A 15,600-nucleotide genomic window follows, 5' to 3' on the forward strand; every position below is an offset into this window, starting at 1 on the left:
ATTCAATTACACAAAATTACATCAAATCTGCGGGGTCAGCAGAACGTAGTTTTCGCATGGCAATAATACCGGAAAGAAAACACATGACTAACGTCATCAGAAAGATAATAATACCGCGTTCTGTTGTCATATATACAGGTAACTTAGTAGTATCAGCAGCTAATTTATAAAAAGCGATTGCAAACATAAATCCGGGAAAATATCCTAAAACAGCGAGAAATAAAGCTTCTTGGGCAAGAACTGTTAATAAATAATTATTGCTATATCCGATCGCTTTCAGCATTGCATATTCTGAAAGGTGTGCCGATATATCTGAATAAAGAATTTGATAAACAATCACACTACCGACGATAAAAGATACAAGTACACCGACACCAAAAATAAATCCAATTGGTGTTGTTTTACTCCAATATCCTCTTTCCAAATTAATATATTCTGCCACTGTCAAAACCCGAATATCATTAGGCAAATTCGATCGCAAATTTTGGGCTACTTGGGCGATATTTGCCCCACTACTTAATTTAATTAACCCAACCCCAATTAAATTAGGTTGGTGACTGGGAAAAAGTCGGAGATAAGTAGAATCACTGGTGATAATATTGCCATAGGTAGCAAAGGATTTACCAAGAGTAAAATAGCCGGATACACGCACCTTCTCATCATTCACTTGAGTTTCTGGTTTAGCTTGCTGACGGAACAAAGCAGCAACATAACCGCCCCTTGGTAAAGCTGTTTTGTCAAAGAGAATTTGATTAATAATTTGCAGATGATGGAGATTATTATTAATTTCGGGAGATTTAAAGATTTTATTTGCCGGATTAGTTCCCAAAATCAGAATTGTTTGTAATCCTTTGGTTTCCGGATTACTCCATTTACCCAAACCAATATAAACCGGACTGACTGACTCAACACCACTAAAACCTCGCGCTTGATATAGTCTGTCCCTAGATAAATTCTTAATCGAGTAAATTGTTTCAAAATCTCGACCTACCAATACTAAATCAGTATCAAAAGTTTTGTGTGGCGCGATCGCACTATCAAATAATGCACCTTCAAACCCCATTTGGGCAAACATGAGGATATTGGCAAAAGCGATACCCGCCAGTGCAACACCCAAGCGTGTTCTTTCCTTGATAAGCTGCTGCCATGCTAAAGGAATCTTGAAAAAAAATTTACGCAGCATTGAGGCAATTCTCCAATTTGGGGAAGTTGAGGGGCATGGGGGAAGGGCACAGAGAGGGGGAGATAAGCTGTCGCGTATTTAATTTGTATATGAGACGCAGGCAAGATGCCTGCACTACAGTAATTTGAAGTTTTCGTCTTATACAATTTAGCTGCACATCAGCTTAGAACAGATGGAAAGGGTAGTTCTATATTCTTCCTCGCCTCTTCTTGTTTCCCAGACTCCCCAATTAAATACTTTTAGGACGACGTAATTGTTTAGTGCTGATAGGTCCGAGAATCTGATTGAGACTCCGTAACTGTTCCGCCGTTCCCATACAGATGAGCAAATCCCCTGGCATTAATACAGTATCGCCCGTGGGACCTCCAATCAGGCTACCGTCCACACGACGAATTGCTAAAACTAAAGCACCCGTTTGCGATCGCAATCTCGCTTTTTGTAATGTTAACCCCACCACAGGACAAACGGCAGGGTCTAACAATAATTCTTCCATGTAGAGTTGGCGATCGGCACCTGTGAGAATTCCATCGACAAAATCCATCACTTGCGGACGCAATGCTGCCGCCGCCATCCGCTTGCCACCCGTAATATAAGGCGATATTACCGCATCCGCCCCACCTCGCTGTAACTTTTGTACCGCTTCCTCTGTACTAGCTCTGGCGATCGCCCGAATATCAGGATTTAGGCTTTTGGCTGAAAGCACAGTATAAAGATTTTCTGCATCCGAAGGTAAGGCAGCCACAATACAAATTGCTCTCTCCACGCCAACCCTGAGTAAAGTCTCATCCAACGTTGCATCACCCTGATAAGCCGTGTAACCTTCCTGTTGAGCATCACGCATGGAATCCATTTCCGAATCAATAATCACAAATGGCACATCCTCTGCCCGAAATTCCTTGGCAATTTGACGACCCGTTCGACTAAATCCACAAATGATATAATGCTGTGATAAGGATTCCATAAGCCGCCTTTGTTGTCGCAGTCGAATACCTTCTTGAAAGTAGCCTTGAATAACGGCTTCCGTAAATCGATTCACAATATAACCGATCGCAACTACACCCATCAAAATTAAACCGATGGTAAATAATCTACCTCGGCTTCCCAGTGGTTGCGTCTCACCATAACCAACCGTAGCCAAGGTAATTACCGTCATGTAAACAGCATCTTCCCACGACCAACTCTCTACAAAGCGATACCAGGAAGTACCAATTATAAACACACCAGCTAGTGCAAATGCCCCAGCCATTAACTCTTTTTGGATGCGCTGATATTTTCGCTCAAGTATTGAGTATACAGTTCTTTTCACCGCAGCCACTCGGAAAGAATCAGTTTAAGCATTATATTAAGAAGAAGTCAGGAATCAGGGGTTAGGGGTTAGGAGTCAGAATACAGCTATCGGAATACCTATCAATAAATTTAGGAGATTTAAATCGGGACATCGTATTTTTATATACAGTGTGTCTTCAAACACATCTTCTTGTTTTTTCATAAATACAGAATGGTGCAAGTAACCTTTTACTGTTTGATACTAGTAATTAACCACTGACCACTGAATCATCGGATGAAGAGTTTTTAGGAGTTATTAAGTGAGCATCGAAACGCTAGAAACATCACAAGCATCAATTAAATCAACATCCGCGCAATTTGACAACACAAGCTTTGATAAAGCTGTTATGTCCACCTACGGGCGCTATGCATTGGCATTGGAACGGGGTCAAGGTTGTCGCGTTTGGGATACTCAAGGACGGGAATACCTCGATTTTGTTGCCGGAATTGCCACCTGCACCCTGGGACATGCACACCCGGCAATGGTGGAAGCTGTAACGCGGCAAATTCAAAAATTACACCACGTCTCTAACTTGTACTACATTCCCGAACAGGGAGAACTGGCAAAATGGCTGGTGAAACATTCCTGTGCGGATAGAGTATTTTTCTGCAATTCTGGTGCAGAAGCTAACGAAGCAGCAATTAAATTAGCCCGTAAATACGCCCATACAGTATTAAAAATTGATCGCCCAATTATTTTAACAGCAGAGTCAAGTTTCCACGGTAGAACTTTAGCAACAATTACGGCGACAGCCCAGCCAAAATACCAAAAACACTTTGATCCCCTCGTTCCCGGTTTCCATTACGTTCCCTATAATGATATTTCCGCAATCGAATCTGCGATCGGTGAACTCGATGAAGGTGACTATGGTGTTGCAGCCATTTTAATTGAACCCCTGCAAGGAGAAGGTGGGGTACGTCCTGGAGATGTGTCTTACTTCCGCAAACTACGGCAAATTTGTAACGAAACCGGAGTCTTGCTAATTTTTGATGAAGTCCAAGTGGGTATGGGACGCAGTGGAAAATTGTGGGGTTACGAACACCTGGGTGTTGAACCCGACATTTTCACCAGTGCCAAGGGTTTAGGTGGTGGTATTCCCATCGGCGCAATGCTAGCGAAAAAATTCTGCGATGTTTTCCAAGCTGGAGAACATGCCAGTACCTACGGTGGTAATCCTTTTGTAACTGGTGTGGCGCTTTCCGTATGTGAAACTATTGAGAAAGAAAATATACTGGCAAATGTGCAGGTGCGAGGCGAACAATTACGAGCCGGACTCAAGCAAATAGCGGCAAAATATCCCCAGCTTATCAGTGATATCCGAGGTTGGGGTTTGATTAATGGTATGGAATTACATGAAAATATCGAATTAACTTCCAATGATGTTGTGAACGCCGCAATTCAAGAAGGGTTATTGTTAGTTCCTGCTGGTCCAAAAGTAGTTCGATTTGTACCACCATTAATTGTCACCGAAGCCGAAATTAATCAGGCATTGGCAAAATTAGAAAGTGCGATCGCCAAGTTGAACTAATTTGCACTAGTGCTTCTCTAGTTAAATCAGCAAAATTCCAGAAACCGGGTTTCTTCTCCGACTAAGTACGACCATTTTCGTGACTTTCAAAGATAAGAAACTGGGTTTCTCTGATGACATCAAAACTGGCAAAAACTCGAAATTGATCGCCAGATTTTACATTACCGAAAAACAATGGTCAGCAGTCTCAAAGAACTAATTGAAGAACCCGGATTAGTTAATGCAGAAGACCCAGAAGCAAAATTTACTAGTAGTGGTGTCAGTTGGCAAGCATACGAAACATTGCTCGTCAAATTAGCAGACAACTCTCATTACCGCATTACTTACTTGGATGGGGTATTAGAAATTGTGTCACCATCAAAAAAGTATGAAACAATTAAATCTCGCTTGGCTATTCTGATTGCTTTATATCTCATTAGAAAGCGGATTAAAAATTTACCGATGGGAAGTACAACTTTCAAAAATAGTTTTCACAAAGTAGGAGTCGAACCAGATGAATGCTACTGTATTGGAGAAGAAAAAGATATTCCCGACTTGGCAGTAGAAGTTAATATTACTAGCGGTAGTATCAGTAAACTAGAGACTTACCGACGTTTAGGAGTCGCAGAAATTTGGTTTTGGGAGCGCAATGAACTCAAACTTTATCACCTGCGAAATAATTCTCAACAAGAACAAGCGATCGTATTTCCGGAAACCTACGGCTACGAACAAATTGCTAAAAGTGAGGTATTACCACAGTTAGACATCTCTCTGCTAATCAAATGTGCTTTGATTCCAGACTCAGTTACAGCATGTCTTGAATTTGAACAAGGTATTACCTGAAGGGAGGAAATGTTCTTGTTGAGAAACAATTATTTTATAAAAAATTTATACTTTATTCAGAATTTGTTGGCAGATGAGCGTAAAAAGGACTACACTTACGTGTATACTCTAGGGTAGAGTATCAAGATATTTGTAGCGAACCTATGAGCTACTGCATAAATCCTAACTGCCCAAAACCAGAAAATAGCGGTAATCTTATATTTTGCAAGACTTGTGGTTCTGAAATGCTCCTACATGGGTGCTATAGAGTTACTCGCTTACTGAGTGATCCAAATAAGCCGAGTGGTTTTGGAACTATTTACGAAGTAGAAGAAGGCAATACTAAAAAGATATTAAAGATTTTACATAATACCCATCCTAAAGCCGTTGAACTGTTTCAACAAGAAGCTAATGTTTTAAGTAGTTTACAGCACCCGGGTATTCCTAAAGTTGAAAATGATGGATATTTTATTTATTTTCCGAGAAATAGTCAAACCCCTCTCCATAGTTTAGTGATGGAAAAAATTGAGGGGATGAACTTGGAAGAATATCTAATAGAAAAACAACTACAACCAATTTACGAACGTACAGCGATAAAATGGCTAAGGCAGCTAACAGAAATATTACACTGCATACATCAACAGCAATATTTTCATCGAGATATTAAGCCACCGAATATTATGCTGAAACCTGATGGAAAACTAGCATTAATTGATTTTGGTACAGCCAGAGAAGTTACACATACATTTATGCAGAAATTGCAGGGACAGCAGGTAACTGGTATTATCTCCGCAGGTTATACACCACCCGAACAGATGAATGGGAAAGCTGTACCACAATCAGATTTTTTTGCTTTGGGACGTACTTTTGTTTATTTGTTAACAGGTAATCATCCAAGTCATTTTTCGGAAGATTCCCGCACAGGGGAATTACTTTGGCGAGATAGTGCTAAAGGTATTTCACCAAAGCTTGCAGATTTAATTGATTATTTAATGGCTCCTTTTCCGGGCAATAGACCTCAAGAGACTCAAGAGATTTTACAAAAAATAGCAGAATTAAATCCGAAATTACATACATCACAACATGTTGTTAATAATTCATTACCTAATGTTGGGCAAGTTAATCAGGTAGTAACTCCAATTGTTGGGAAAAAGAGTGGTTTGTTTAATTCAGAACACCATATTTTGTTTCGTAAGAGAATTTTAGCTTACATTATTGATTTAGCTATTGTGGGTATTTGGATAGGTTTTTGGGCTTATAGAATGGAGATATCTTATCAATTTTATTATCAGCATGATCATGAAAATCTTCCCACTGCCATGCTTGGTTATGGTTCCATAATTACTGTTGGAGTTTGTCTTTACTTTGCTCTATTTGAATCTTCTGCTCAACAAGCAACTCCAGGAAAAAAGAAAGCCAAAATTATTGTGACCAATTTACAAGGAAATAGAATTTCTTTTTGGCGAGCTATTTGGCGAATTTTAGTCAAAGTGTTTTTTACTGGCTTCTCTATTTTGGGAATCGGTTTAGTTGATTTTTTCATAACCTTATTCCGTAAAGATAAGCGTTCATTGCACGATTTGCTTGCTCGCACTTCAGTTGTAAATAAAAAATAAATCATCTATTTTTCAGCGAAAATATAATTTAGTTATTATTTAATAGGTTGTCGCAAATATTTTTTACATTTATTAAAATTGTTTTAAGAAGGAAAATAAGACATAGTTTGTTTTACACTGCATTTGTTACTTATTACATTATGCTCTTACCAAAGCCAGAAGATTTAATTCCAAAAGGATTATCTGAGTCGAGTAAAATAATATCTTTAACATCTTCTGAGTTAAAGTTGGAGAGAAAAAATTCAGAGGGGAAAGTTGAACTGGTTGTTTATAATAAACGCTAATTTGCAAGAATATGAAATCATCACAAGTCTACTGGATGCTGACCATAAAATGGTAATGCTTCCTCCCAATTCGGGCGCTTACCCTGTAACCAATCAAAATAAGCAAGTTGTAAAACACTCGTCACAGTCGCCGCTAAACCAGATTTCGCTTCAACCAATTGATAATTATTATCCCCACTAGCTAACTTTTCCTGCCATACTTCCGGTAAAAATGCGGCATCTGGCAACAAAGTAGTTAACCCCAAGCCATCCGCAGCAACTTGATAAATTGCGCCAAAAACCTGTCCTCTTTGTGCTGGCATTTGTACCGCAATCTTGGCATTTTCCCTTTCCCCCAGTTCCCAAGCAACCGCCGCCAAAGTCGAAACCGCAAACACAGGAATATTCAACTGCTGTGCCAATGTTCTCGCTGCTACCATCCCAATGCGAGTCCCCGTAAAACCACCAGGACCTTTAGCAACAGCAATAAATGCTATATCTTGCCAAGTTTGTGGTTTGAGAAAATCTAGTAAATACTGGTGTAAATGGCTAGATAATTCCCGTTCCAAATTCCATACTTGAGAACGGAAATCTTCAGAAAAATTACCCCCAGAAAAATTAGCGATCGCCAAACCTAATTCGGGTGTTGTAGTATGCAGAGCTAATCCGTATTTACTTACTTCCATTGAGTTTTATGTTAATACAGCCAGTAATGTAACAGAATATGAACTTGTCAGAATTTTTGTGTTCCTGAGTGATATATGGGACATTTTGTGATATCTACATGACTAAGGATTGAATTGAGTAGGAACTAAAAAAGTTAATATTAATTGAATCGCGCTGTTGAGAGAAGATCGAGTGGTATGATTTTCCCTGCACGTGTAAATTAAAGAACTGTAGAGTTACATTGATTTGTATCTCCGTGCAGAGAGCTACGCTTATTTATGCCTACTACTACCTGGAATCGTCATCATATACTCTCCCTCGCTGATTTTACACCAATTGAATACGACACTGTTTTGAAAACTGCTGCGAGTTTTCGGGAAGTGTTATCGCGACGGACAAAAAAAGTACCAGCCTTGCAGGGACAGGTGGTAGCAAATCTTTTTTTTGAGCCTTCTACACGCACACGCAGTAGCTTTGAACTAGCTGCAAAGCGTCTTTCTGCTGATACCCTCAATTTCACTAGCGCGACTTCGTCGATGACGAAGGGAGAAACAATTCTCGATACTGCCAAAACCTATTTGGCGATGGGATGCGATATTATGGTAATTCGCCATAAAGAAGCTGGTGTTCCCAATGCGATCGCTTCGGAACTGGATAGACTGGGGGAACGTGTCAGTGTTCTCAATGCTGGAGATGGACAACATGAACATCCGTCCCAAGGGCTATTAGATTTATTTACAATTTGTACACTTATCGATCCTGTCGAACCCCGTCTCGAACTTTTAAAAGACAAAAAAATTGCCATTGTGGGTGATATTTTACATTCACGAGTCGCCCGTTCCAATATTTGGAGTTTGACAGCAAGCGGAGCAGAAGTTCACCTGGCTGCACCACCGACGCTTTTACCCAAATGGTTTGCTGATTTTGTCAATGATGAAGATATTACTGGAGCAGGGGAGGCGGTGGCAAAGGAAGTCTTTGTACCTTCCGCTATTCCCAAACGTAAACTCTTTATCCATTGGAATCTGGAATCCGCCTTGCGTGATGCTGATTTTGTGATGACGCTACGCTTACAAAAAGAACGTATGACAGCGAATTTATTACCGAGTTTGCGTGAATACCATCAGCTTTTTGGGATTACTCGCTCACAAATCAAGCACTGTAAGCCTCATGTGAAAGTGCTGCATCCTGGTCCTGTAAACCGTGGTGTTGAAATTAGCTCTGATTTAATGGATGACCCGGAATTTAGTCTGATTCAAGCCCAGGTTACTAGTGGTGTCGCTGTGCGTATGGCTTTGTTATATCTGATTGGTAGCGGCAAGGCTATTGGATAGATGGGGAGATGGGGAGATGGGGAGATGGGGGGATGGGGAGATGGGGGGATGGGGGGATGGGGAGATGGGGGGATAGGAAGGGTGTGGACTCATAGACTCATAATTTATGAGCCGCAATTGGATATGATGCTCAATTTTCAAATGGTAATGTCGGTGAAGTTTTCGGATATATTGCCAGTTCCGTTTCTGGATCAAAAAAGTGAACTTTTTCCGGTGTAATTGACAGCCACATTTTTTCACCGATTTTGATATTTCTATCGGGCGGAATCCTCACTTGTAGAGCATTAGTTGCGATCGCTTCCCGTTCAAATCCAGTAATAATTAATTGGGCAGAAAAATAAGTGTCGTTACCTAAATTTTCAACTAACTCGATTTGTACGGGTAAATTTTTATTTGCAGGTACGCCCACAGTCAAGTGTTCAGGACGAATACCTAAAATTACGTTACGTCCATCATATTTTTGCAATACACTACTCCAAACTTCCGGTAAAGTCATGCGGAAATCGCCATTGGTAATTAATTGCGGTGCGTGAAACTTGACGGGAATAAAATTCATTGGTGGAGAACCAATAAACTCCGCCACAAAGATATTTTCAGGACGGTTGTAGAGTTCCAGGGGTGGTGCGACTTGTTGTAGTTGTCCTTGGTTTAAAATAGCAATGCGATCGCCCATTGTCATGGCTTCGGTTTGATCATGGGTGACGTATATTGTTGTGGTTCCCAGTTGACGCTGTAATTTGACGATTTGAGCGCGTGTCTCGGCACGGAGTTTCGCATCCAGGTTCGATAGGGGTTCATCCATCAGAAATACTTGGGGATTGCGAGCGATCGCTCTTCCTAATGCTACCCTTTGTCGCTGTCCTCCCGATAGTTGTTTCGGTAATCTATTTAATAGGGCTTCAATTTGTAATAATTGGGCGACGTTCTTGACTTTCTGGTAAACTGATTTCTCTTTCTCGGAAATATAGCGCAGTCCTTTGGGTAATTTTCGAGTGACTCCCACCAACAAATTTTCTCCAAATTGCGAAAACCCTGGCGCTGTTACCTCTTCCCCTTCTTTGCTTCGACGACGCAATCCAAAGGCAATGTTATCGTACACCGTCATATGCGGATAAAGTGCGTAATTTTGAAATACCATCGCAATATCCCGCTCTTTTGGTGGCAAATTATTCACTAGGTTGTCACCAACCCAAATATTCCCGCCAGTCATCGTTTCCAATCCGGCAATGATTCGCAGTAAAGTGCTTTTTCCACAGCCAGATGGTCCGACCAATACCATAAATTCGCCATCATCGACAGTGAGGTTAATTCTTCTTAATACACTTACTCCTTCATTTTTGGGAGTCTCTGATTTTTTGTCAGTAGCATTACCTTCCCCTTGACGGTGAGGAAAACTTTTGTAAACGTTTTCTAAAATAACTTGCGCCACGATAAATAGTTAATTAGGTATGGAATTGGTTAGTAGATAATGGGCATTTGCTTAAAACCAAGGATAAATATAGCGCTTCTTGGTTGGGTACAGCTATAAAGCCCAATCTCCAACACCCTAATCTACTAATACTATTCTGGGTATGGGAAATGCTGCGTCTTCACCCAATTTGAGATTCACAATCCTTTCTGGTTGAGAATGTTGCAACACTTTTAGTAAAGCAACACTCTGATCTAAAAATTCATCTATATCAATCCCAGCAAAGACAGAGGGGTAACGTCGCAAACGGTTGCAACCCTCCCCCAACAAAATAGTCGCACCACGTAAATTCTGATTACCCAAATGATACAGGGCGACTGCTACTTGCAGAATGCCTTGGTACAAAGTCTTTTCTGGCTCTAAAGCTTCAATCCAGAGAGCCTCTAATGTGTCATGACAAGCGTAGAACTGTCCGGTGTTGAACTGTTCTACACCCTGCCAAAACTCTGGTGGCATTGCTTCGCTCATCTTAATAAACGTTTATACCATGCTGTCCCGGACTTCTTTAATGGTTTCGAGCGAAATTTCTTGCTTTTCGCCAGCAAACTCATTGTCTGGAGTCAGGAATAACATACAGTGGCACTCTTTACGTTCCCGCATCGGTACGCAAGGGCAATTCCAAAACGTTGCGGCAACTTCAGCTTCTTTATCTTCGTAGTGACGACAGGGACACAAAGGCGCACCTAATTCGTCCTTATGCTTTGCCAACCCTTCAATGACAACAGCAGTAACCGAAGGCTCAGAACAGAAGTAAGTACCAGTGCGCTTTGCATATTGCTCCGAAAAATGGCGCATTGCTTCAAGATTTTTATCGCTGGACTTTGAGTTAACTTCTGATGTGTCTGATGCGATCATAGGACTGTTTTCATAACTTAATTATTTCTCTGCATTGTACCGCAGCCTACAACGCTTAAATTGGGTGATGTTCCCCATTTTTTTAGAACTTGAAGTTAAGTCGTAATTGCCGAAAGCCTGGGCATCTCAATTTAATACGCTTTTAGCACCATCAAGAATGTTGTTCAAATTTATATTAAGTAGATGTTCAAAAGACAAAAAGAGACTAGTTTTCAATTTTCAGAATTTTAATTGTCTTTCCCCTGTAGGATTAAGTATATTTACTCAAGACTAGTTGAAGTGTTAAAATCGGAGTTGATAAATATTAACAAAAGTTAATATTTTCTTAATATTTAAATTTAACTTTTTGATATAGCTGATTAATCCCATGTCCGATCGCCATTTAGATGCAATGAACTCCGAACCAAAGCCAAATCAGAGCCTGTTTGTCGTTGGTATTGGTGCATCAGCCGGAGGATTGCGTGCTTTAGAAGAGTTTTTTGAGAATATGCCGATTGACAGTGGTGCTGCTTTTGTGGTGATTCAGCATTTGTCTCCGGATTTTAAAAGCTTGATGAAGGAATTGCTGGAGCGACGCACCAGGATGGCTATTTACCGGGTGACGGATGGGATGGAGTTGGAGCCAAATTCGATTTATTTGATTCCACCGGGTAAGAATTTGGTGGTGAAAAACAGTCAGTTATTATTGTTGGAACATGAAGATCGTAGTCGTCACGGCGTTAATTTTCCCATCGATATTTTTTTGGAGTCTTTAGCAAAGAATTACGCTGAACGAGCGATTGGGGTGATTTTGTCGGGGACGGGAAGCGATGGCACTCATGGTTTACGAGCTATTAATGAAGCAGGGGGGTTTGCGATGGTGCAAGACCCGGCGACAGCTGAGTTTGATGGAATGCCCAGAACTGCCATATCTACAGGGGTTGTAGATCAGGTGTTATCGCCGCAGAATCTCGCCCAGGTAATTTATCAATTATTGCGATCGCCTATTGAAGAGCAGCAAATTAGTAAGAATGAGTTTCATTCATTTGATGCCTATAAACTGCAACGCATCGCGAGTATTTTGGCAAAGCATGAGCAAGTTGATTTTTCCCATTACAAACCTAGCACCCTGTCCCGGCGTATCCATCGTCGTTGTTTGATTAGTGGTTGCAATAATTTAGAAGAATATATTAGTTTGCTGGGAATTTCCCCTGAAGAACGGGGAACTTTGCGCCACGATTTATTAATTAGTGTCACCCAATTTTTCCGCGATGGTGAAGCTTGGAGATTTTTGGAAACAAATGTCATTCCCCAACTGATTGAGGAAGCAAAACCTGGGGAAGAAATGCGATTTTGGGTGACAGCTTGCGCCACGGGAGAGGAAGCTTATTCGCTGGCGATTTTGCTGGATGAAGCTATGGAAGCATTGGATAAGCAAGTGCGGGTGAAGATTTTCGCCACGGACATCGATAAGGAAGCTTTGGAGAAAGCCACCCAAGGAATTTACCCGGAAACTATTGTTAATGACATTTCGCCGGAAAGATTACAGCGTTATTTTATTCGCAAGGAACAGTCCTATCAGGTAATTCGCAAGTTACGGGAAAGGTTGCTGTTTGCATCCCATGATTTGACGAAGGATGCAGGTTTTACCAGGATGAATATGATTAGCTGTCGCAATGTGTTGATTTATATGCAACCGGAGTTACAGCAAGAAGTTTTGCGGAATTTACATTTTTCGCTAATTTCCCAAGGGATATTATTTTTGGGAGAAGCGGAGACATTGGGAGATATTGAGGAAGAGTTTAAACCCCTGAATAAAAAAGGTAAGATTTATCAGAAGCGGCGTGATGTGCGGTTAACGATCGCTAACAAGGGAGTGGAAAAAATTTCCCGTAAATTGCTCATACCACAGTCTAAACCCAAAGATAACAATGAATCTCGCCTCGAACCAATGCTGAATGAGGCGTTTAGTACCTTTTTATCGGAACAAAAAGCCACTTGTTTGCTTGTCGATCGCGAAAATAAACTCTTTCACATCTTTAATAATTCGGTAGAGGTATTGACATTTTCGACAGGTAGGACAACCACGGATGTGACTAAGTTGGTAGTTGCGAGTTTACAGTTGCCTTTGAGTGCAGCTTTACACCGGGCGCAACGGGAGCGTCGTTTAGTTGCCTACAGTGGGATTAAATTAACCGAATCCAATAATACCCGTAGTGTCAGCTTGAAGGTTTCCTATCACGAGACAAATAAACTCGCGGGTGATTTTTTCATGGTAATCATTCAAGAGGATATGCGTCCGCAACCACCCGATGGGGAACGTTTTGAAGCGGATACGGAAGCATCACAACGGATTATGGAGTTGGAGTATGAGCTGCAACAAACGCGAGAAAATCTCCAAGCGGTAATTGAGGAGTTGGAAACGACTAATGAGGAACAGCAAGCGACTAATGAAGAATTAATTGCTTCCAATGAGGAATTGCAAAGTACAAATGAGGAATTGCATTCTGTTAACGAGGAATTGTATACCGTTAATGCTGAGTATCAATCAAAAATTGAAGAACTCACGGAACTCAATAACGATATAGATAACTTGTTGCGGAGTACGGATATTGGGGTTGTATTTTTAGACCGGAATTTAAAAATTCGTAAATTTACTCCAGCCGCAACAGTAGCAATTAATTTAGTGGAAGCAGATATTGGTCGTCCTTTAGAACATATTACCCACAACCTCAATTGTGGCAATTTACTCAACTTATTGCAGCAAGTAATTGATTGCAAACATGCTACCGAACAGGAAGTAAAAATTAGCAAAAGTGGCTTTAATTTGTTAATGCGGGTGAATCCCTACCTTCAGGAAGATGGACGATTGGATGGGGTGGTGTTGATATTTGTTGATATTGATGAAATTAAACAGGTACAGCATCAACTCCAACAGGCAGAAATTGCCATGCGTCGCATCAATGAAGAACTAGAAAAACGAGTGAGCGATCGCACGGCAGAGTTAGAAAAAGCGAAAGTAGCCGCAGAATCGGCAAACCAGGCAAAAAGTGCTTTTATTGCCCATATTAGTCACGAATTAAGAACTCCCCTCAATGCCATATTAGGATTTACGCAAATCCTCAAACGCGATCGACAATTAATTACTCGCGAACAACTTCAGGGTATCGAGATTATCCACCAGTCAGGTCAACATTTATTAACCCTAATTAATGATATTCTTTACTTAGCAAAAATCGAAGCTGGGAAATTAGAACTCGAAGTTAGTGAATTTCAATTCCTGGCATTTTTAGATAACTTGATTGCGATCGTGCGGATTCGTGCCGAACAAAAAGGTATTGATTTAAATTATCAAGCGCTTTCTCCTTTACCTACTGCTGTCCGTTGTGATGAGACTCGTCTACGACAAGTTTTGTTAAATTTAATCAGCAATGCCATTAAGTTTACTGAAAAAGGTAAAGTAATTTTAAAAATTGGATATGTAGCAGATTTTGAACGTGAAGAGGATTTAGTTTCTATTAATCATTCAAATTCGGAAGATATCTCCAGTAATCAGCATAAAATTCGCTTTTTAATTAAAGATGAGGGAATAGGTATTCCCCAAGACAAACTCACAGATATTTTCTTACCTTTTCATCAATTAAATAATCATCAATCTCCCCAAGAAGGCACAGGTTTAGGTCTAACTATTAGTCAAAACATAGTTCAGCAGATGGGTGGAGAAATTCACGTTAGTAGTAATTTAGAAGAAGGTAGCATATTTTGGTTTGATTTAGACTTGCCAGAAGTCACAACTGGGAATCAAAACCAACAGACACAAAAGGAATTACAAATTATCGGTTACGAAGGCAAAACTAAAAGAATTTTAGTAGTAGATGATAAAACTAATAATCGCACATTCTTAATCAACTTACTCCAGTCATTAGGTTTTGAGATTTTGCAAGCTAGCAATGGGGAAGAAGCCTTAACTCAAGTTATCGAAAATCAACCCGATTTAGTTTTACTAGACTGGATTATGCCAGGAATCGGTGGCTTGGAGGTGACTAGAAAAATACGAGAAATGCCAGCTTGTGACAATCTAATTATCGTTGCTACCTCTGCTACTAGTATTGCTGAAGAACAATCTGCTTGCTTTGAAGTCGGTTGTAATGCTTTTCTTCCTAAACCTGTGCGCTTCGATAAATTATTAGAAATTCTCGAAAATTATTTACATTTGCAATGGATTTATCAAGCAGATAATTCTACTCATTCAATCATCAATAATCAACAATTGGAAAATAGTTTTAATACTAACTATGATGCCATAATTGCCCCACCATCTGAAGAATTAGCACAATTACATGAATTAGCAATGCAGGGTGATATTCGTAGTATTCTCCAACAAGTATCGCAACTCGAACAACAGGATACGCAATTTATTCCTTTTGCTCAAGAAGTACAAAAAATGGCTGAAAATCTTCAGGTGAATCAACTACAAAACTTTATTCAGTTATTTATGAAACCATGAGTTGTTTTTAAGATTTAGTTTTCAGGTTTAAGTAAGTCTGTGTTGAAAATTATCGTTATGAGAAGGCAGGAGG

General features: G+C 40.3%; 11 protein-coding genes. 5 read left to right on the top strand and 6 right to left on the bottom strand.

Features of this window, described 5'->3' with window-relative positions:
* Nucleotides 1-16: 16 nt before the first annotated feature.
* Both devC and VB733_RS19100 read right to left on the bottom strand, forming a co-directional pair.
* Nucleotides 17-1,183 (bottom strand): ABC transporter permease DevC, encoded by a 1,167-nt coding sequence (devC, locus tag VB733_RS19095; protein WP_323341644.1) that lies wholly within the window; start codon nt 1,181-1,183, stop codon nt 17-19.
* 229 nt (nt 1,184-1,412) lie between these two features.
* Entirely contained in the window at nt 1,413-2,429 is a 1,017-nt protein-coding gene (locus VB733_RS19100) for a potassium channel protein (protein ID WP_323341654.1), read from the bottom strand.
* A gap of 346 nt (nt 2,430-2,775) precedes the next feature.
* On the opposite strand from VB733_RS19100, the gene VB733_RS19105 reads away from it, so the two are divergent.
* The 3 genes from VB733_RS19105 (at nt 2,776) to VB733_RS19115 (ending at nt 6,455) form a co-directional block, all read left to right on the top strand.
* Complete coding sequence (locus tag VB733_RS19105) at nt 2,776-4,038, top strand: aspartate aminotransferase family protein (RefSeq protein ID WP_416336335.1); 1,263 nt, start codon at nt 2,776-2,778, stop codon at nt 4,036-4,038.
* A gap of 174 nt (nt 4,039-4,212) precedes the next feature.
* The gene (locus VB733_RS19110; RefSeq protein WP_323341645.1) at nt 4,213-4,860 is read left to right on the top strand and encodes a Uma2 family endonuclease; all 648 of its coding nucleotides are present in this window, start codon (nt 4,213-4,215) and stop codon (nt 4,858-4,860) included.
* Between the two features lie 143 nt (nt 4,861-5,003).
* Nucleotides 5,004-6,455, top strand: a complete 1,452-nt coding sequence (locus VB733_RS19115) for a protein kinase domain-containing protein (RefSeq protein ID WP_323341646.1) — start codon at nt 5,004-5,006, stop codon at nt 6,453-6,455.
* A 304-nt stretch (nt 6,456-6,759) separates the two neighbouring features.
* Here the strand turns inward: VB733_RS19115 and tsaB are convergent, their stop codons facing one another.
* On the bottom strand, nt 6,760-7,404 hold the full coding sequence (gene tsaB, locus VB733_RS19120; RefSeq protein ID WP_323341647.1) for a tRNA (adenosine(37)-N6)-threonylcarbamoyltransferase complex dimerization subunit type 1 TsaB: 645 nt from the start codon (nt 7,402-7,404) through the stop codon (nt 6,760-6,762).
* Nucleotides 7,405-7,662: 258 nt separating this feature from the next.
* Between tsaB and VB733_RS19125 the strand changes: the two genes are divergently transcribed.
* A complete protein-coding gene (locus VB733_RS19125; RefSeq protein ID WP_323341648.1) occupies nt 7,663-8,718 on the top strand; it encodes an aspartate carbamoyltransferase catalytic subunit in 1,056 nt (351 codons plus the stop codon).
* 130 nt (nt 8,719-8,848) lie between these two features.
* Here the strand turns inward: VB733_RS19125 and VB733_RS19130 are convergent, their stop codons facing one another.
* The 3 genes from VB733_RS19130 to VB733_RS19140 all read right to left on the bottom strand — a co-directional run bounded on the left by VB733_RS19130 (nt 8,849) and on the right by VB733_RS19140 (nt 11,041).
* Complete coding sequence (locus VB733_RS19130; RefSeq protein ID WP_323341649.1) at nt 8,849-10,147, bottom strand: ABC transporter ATP-binding protein; 1,299 nt, start codon at nt 10,145-10,147, stop codon at nt 8,849-8,851.
* A 117-nt stretch (nt 10,148-10,264) separates the two neighbouring features.
* The gene (locus VB733_RS19135; RefSeq protein WP_323341650.1) at nt 10,265-10,654 is read right to left on the bottom strand and encodes a DUF309 domain-containing protein; all 390 of its coding nucleotides are present in this window, start codon (nt 10,652-10,654) and stop codon (nt 10,265-10,267) included.
* 12 nt (nt 10,655-10,666) lie between these two features.
* Nucleotides 10,667-11,041: a ferredoxin thioredoxin reductase catalytic beta subunit gene (locus tag VB733_RS19140; protein ID WP_323341651.1), complete on the bottom strand. Its 375-nt coding sequence runs from the start codon at nt 11,039-11,041 to the stop codon at nt 10,667-10,669.
* A gap of 367 nt (nt 11,042-11,408) precedes the next feature.
* Between VB733_RS19140 and VB733_RS19145 the strand changes: the two genes are divergently transcribed.
* A complete protein-coding gene (locus VB733_RS19145; protein ID WP_323341652.1) occupies nt 11,409-15,527 on the top strand; it encodes a chemotaxis protein CheB in 4,119 nt (1,372 codons plus the stop codon).
* The last annotated feature ends 73 nt before the right edge of the window (nt 15,528-15,600 follow it).

Origin of the sequence: Calothrix sp. UHCC 0171 (assembly GCF_034931845.1) — a bacterium.
GTDB lineage: Bacteria > Cyanobacteriota > Cyanobacteriia > Cyanobacteriales > Nostocaceae > Brunnivagina.

Coding starts and splice junctions, on each gene's coding strand:
- devC (WP_323341644.1), bottom strand. CDS start 1,183: ATGCTGCGTAAATTTTTTTTCAAGATTCCTTTAGCATGGCAGCAGCTT.
- VB733_RS19100 (WP_323341654.1), bottom strand. CDS start 2,429: ATGGCTGGGGCATTTGCACTAGCTGGTGTGTTTATAATTGGTACTTCC.
- VB733_RS19110 (WP_323341645.1), top strand. CDS start 4,213: ATGGTCAGCAGTCTCAAAGAACTAATTGAAGAACCCGGATTAGTTAAT.
- VB733_RS19115 (WP_323341646.1), top strand. CDS start 5,004: ATGAGCTACTGCATAAATCCTAACTGCCCAAAACCAGAAAATAGCGGT.
- tsaB (WP_323341647.1), bottom strand. CDS start 7,404: ATGGAAGTAAGTAAATACGGATTAGCTCTGCATACTACAACACCCGAA.
- VB733_RS19125 (WP_323341648.1), top strand. CDS start 7,663: ATGCCTACTACTACCTGGAATCGTCATCATATACTCTCCCTCGCTGAT.
- VB733_RS19135 (WP_323341650.1), bottom strand. CDS start 10,654: ATGAGCGAAGCAATGCCACCAGAGTTTTGGCAGGGTGTAGAACAGTTC.
- VB733_RS19140 (WP_323341651.1), bottom strand. CDS start 11,041: ATGATCGCATCAGACACATCAGAAGTTAACTCAAAGTCCAGCGATAAA.
- VB733_RS19145 (WP_323341652.1), top strand. CDS start 11,409: ATGTCCGATCGCCATTTAGATGCAATGAACTCCGAACCAAAGCCAAAT.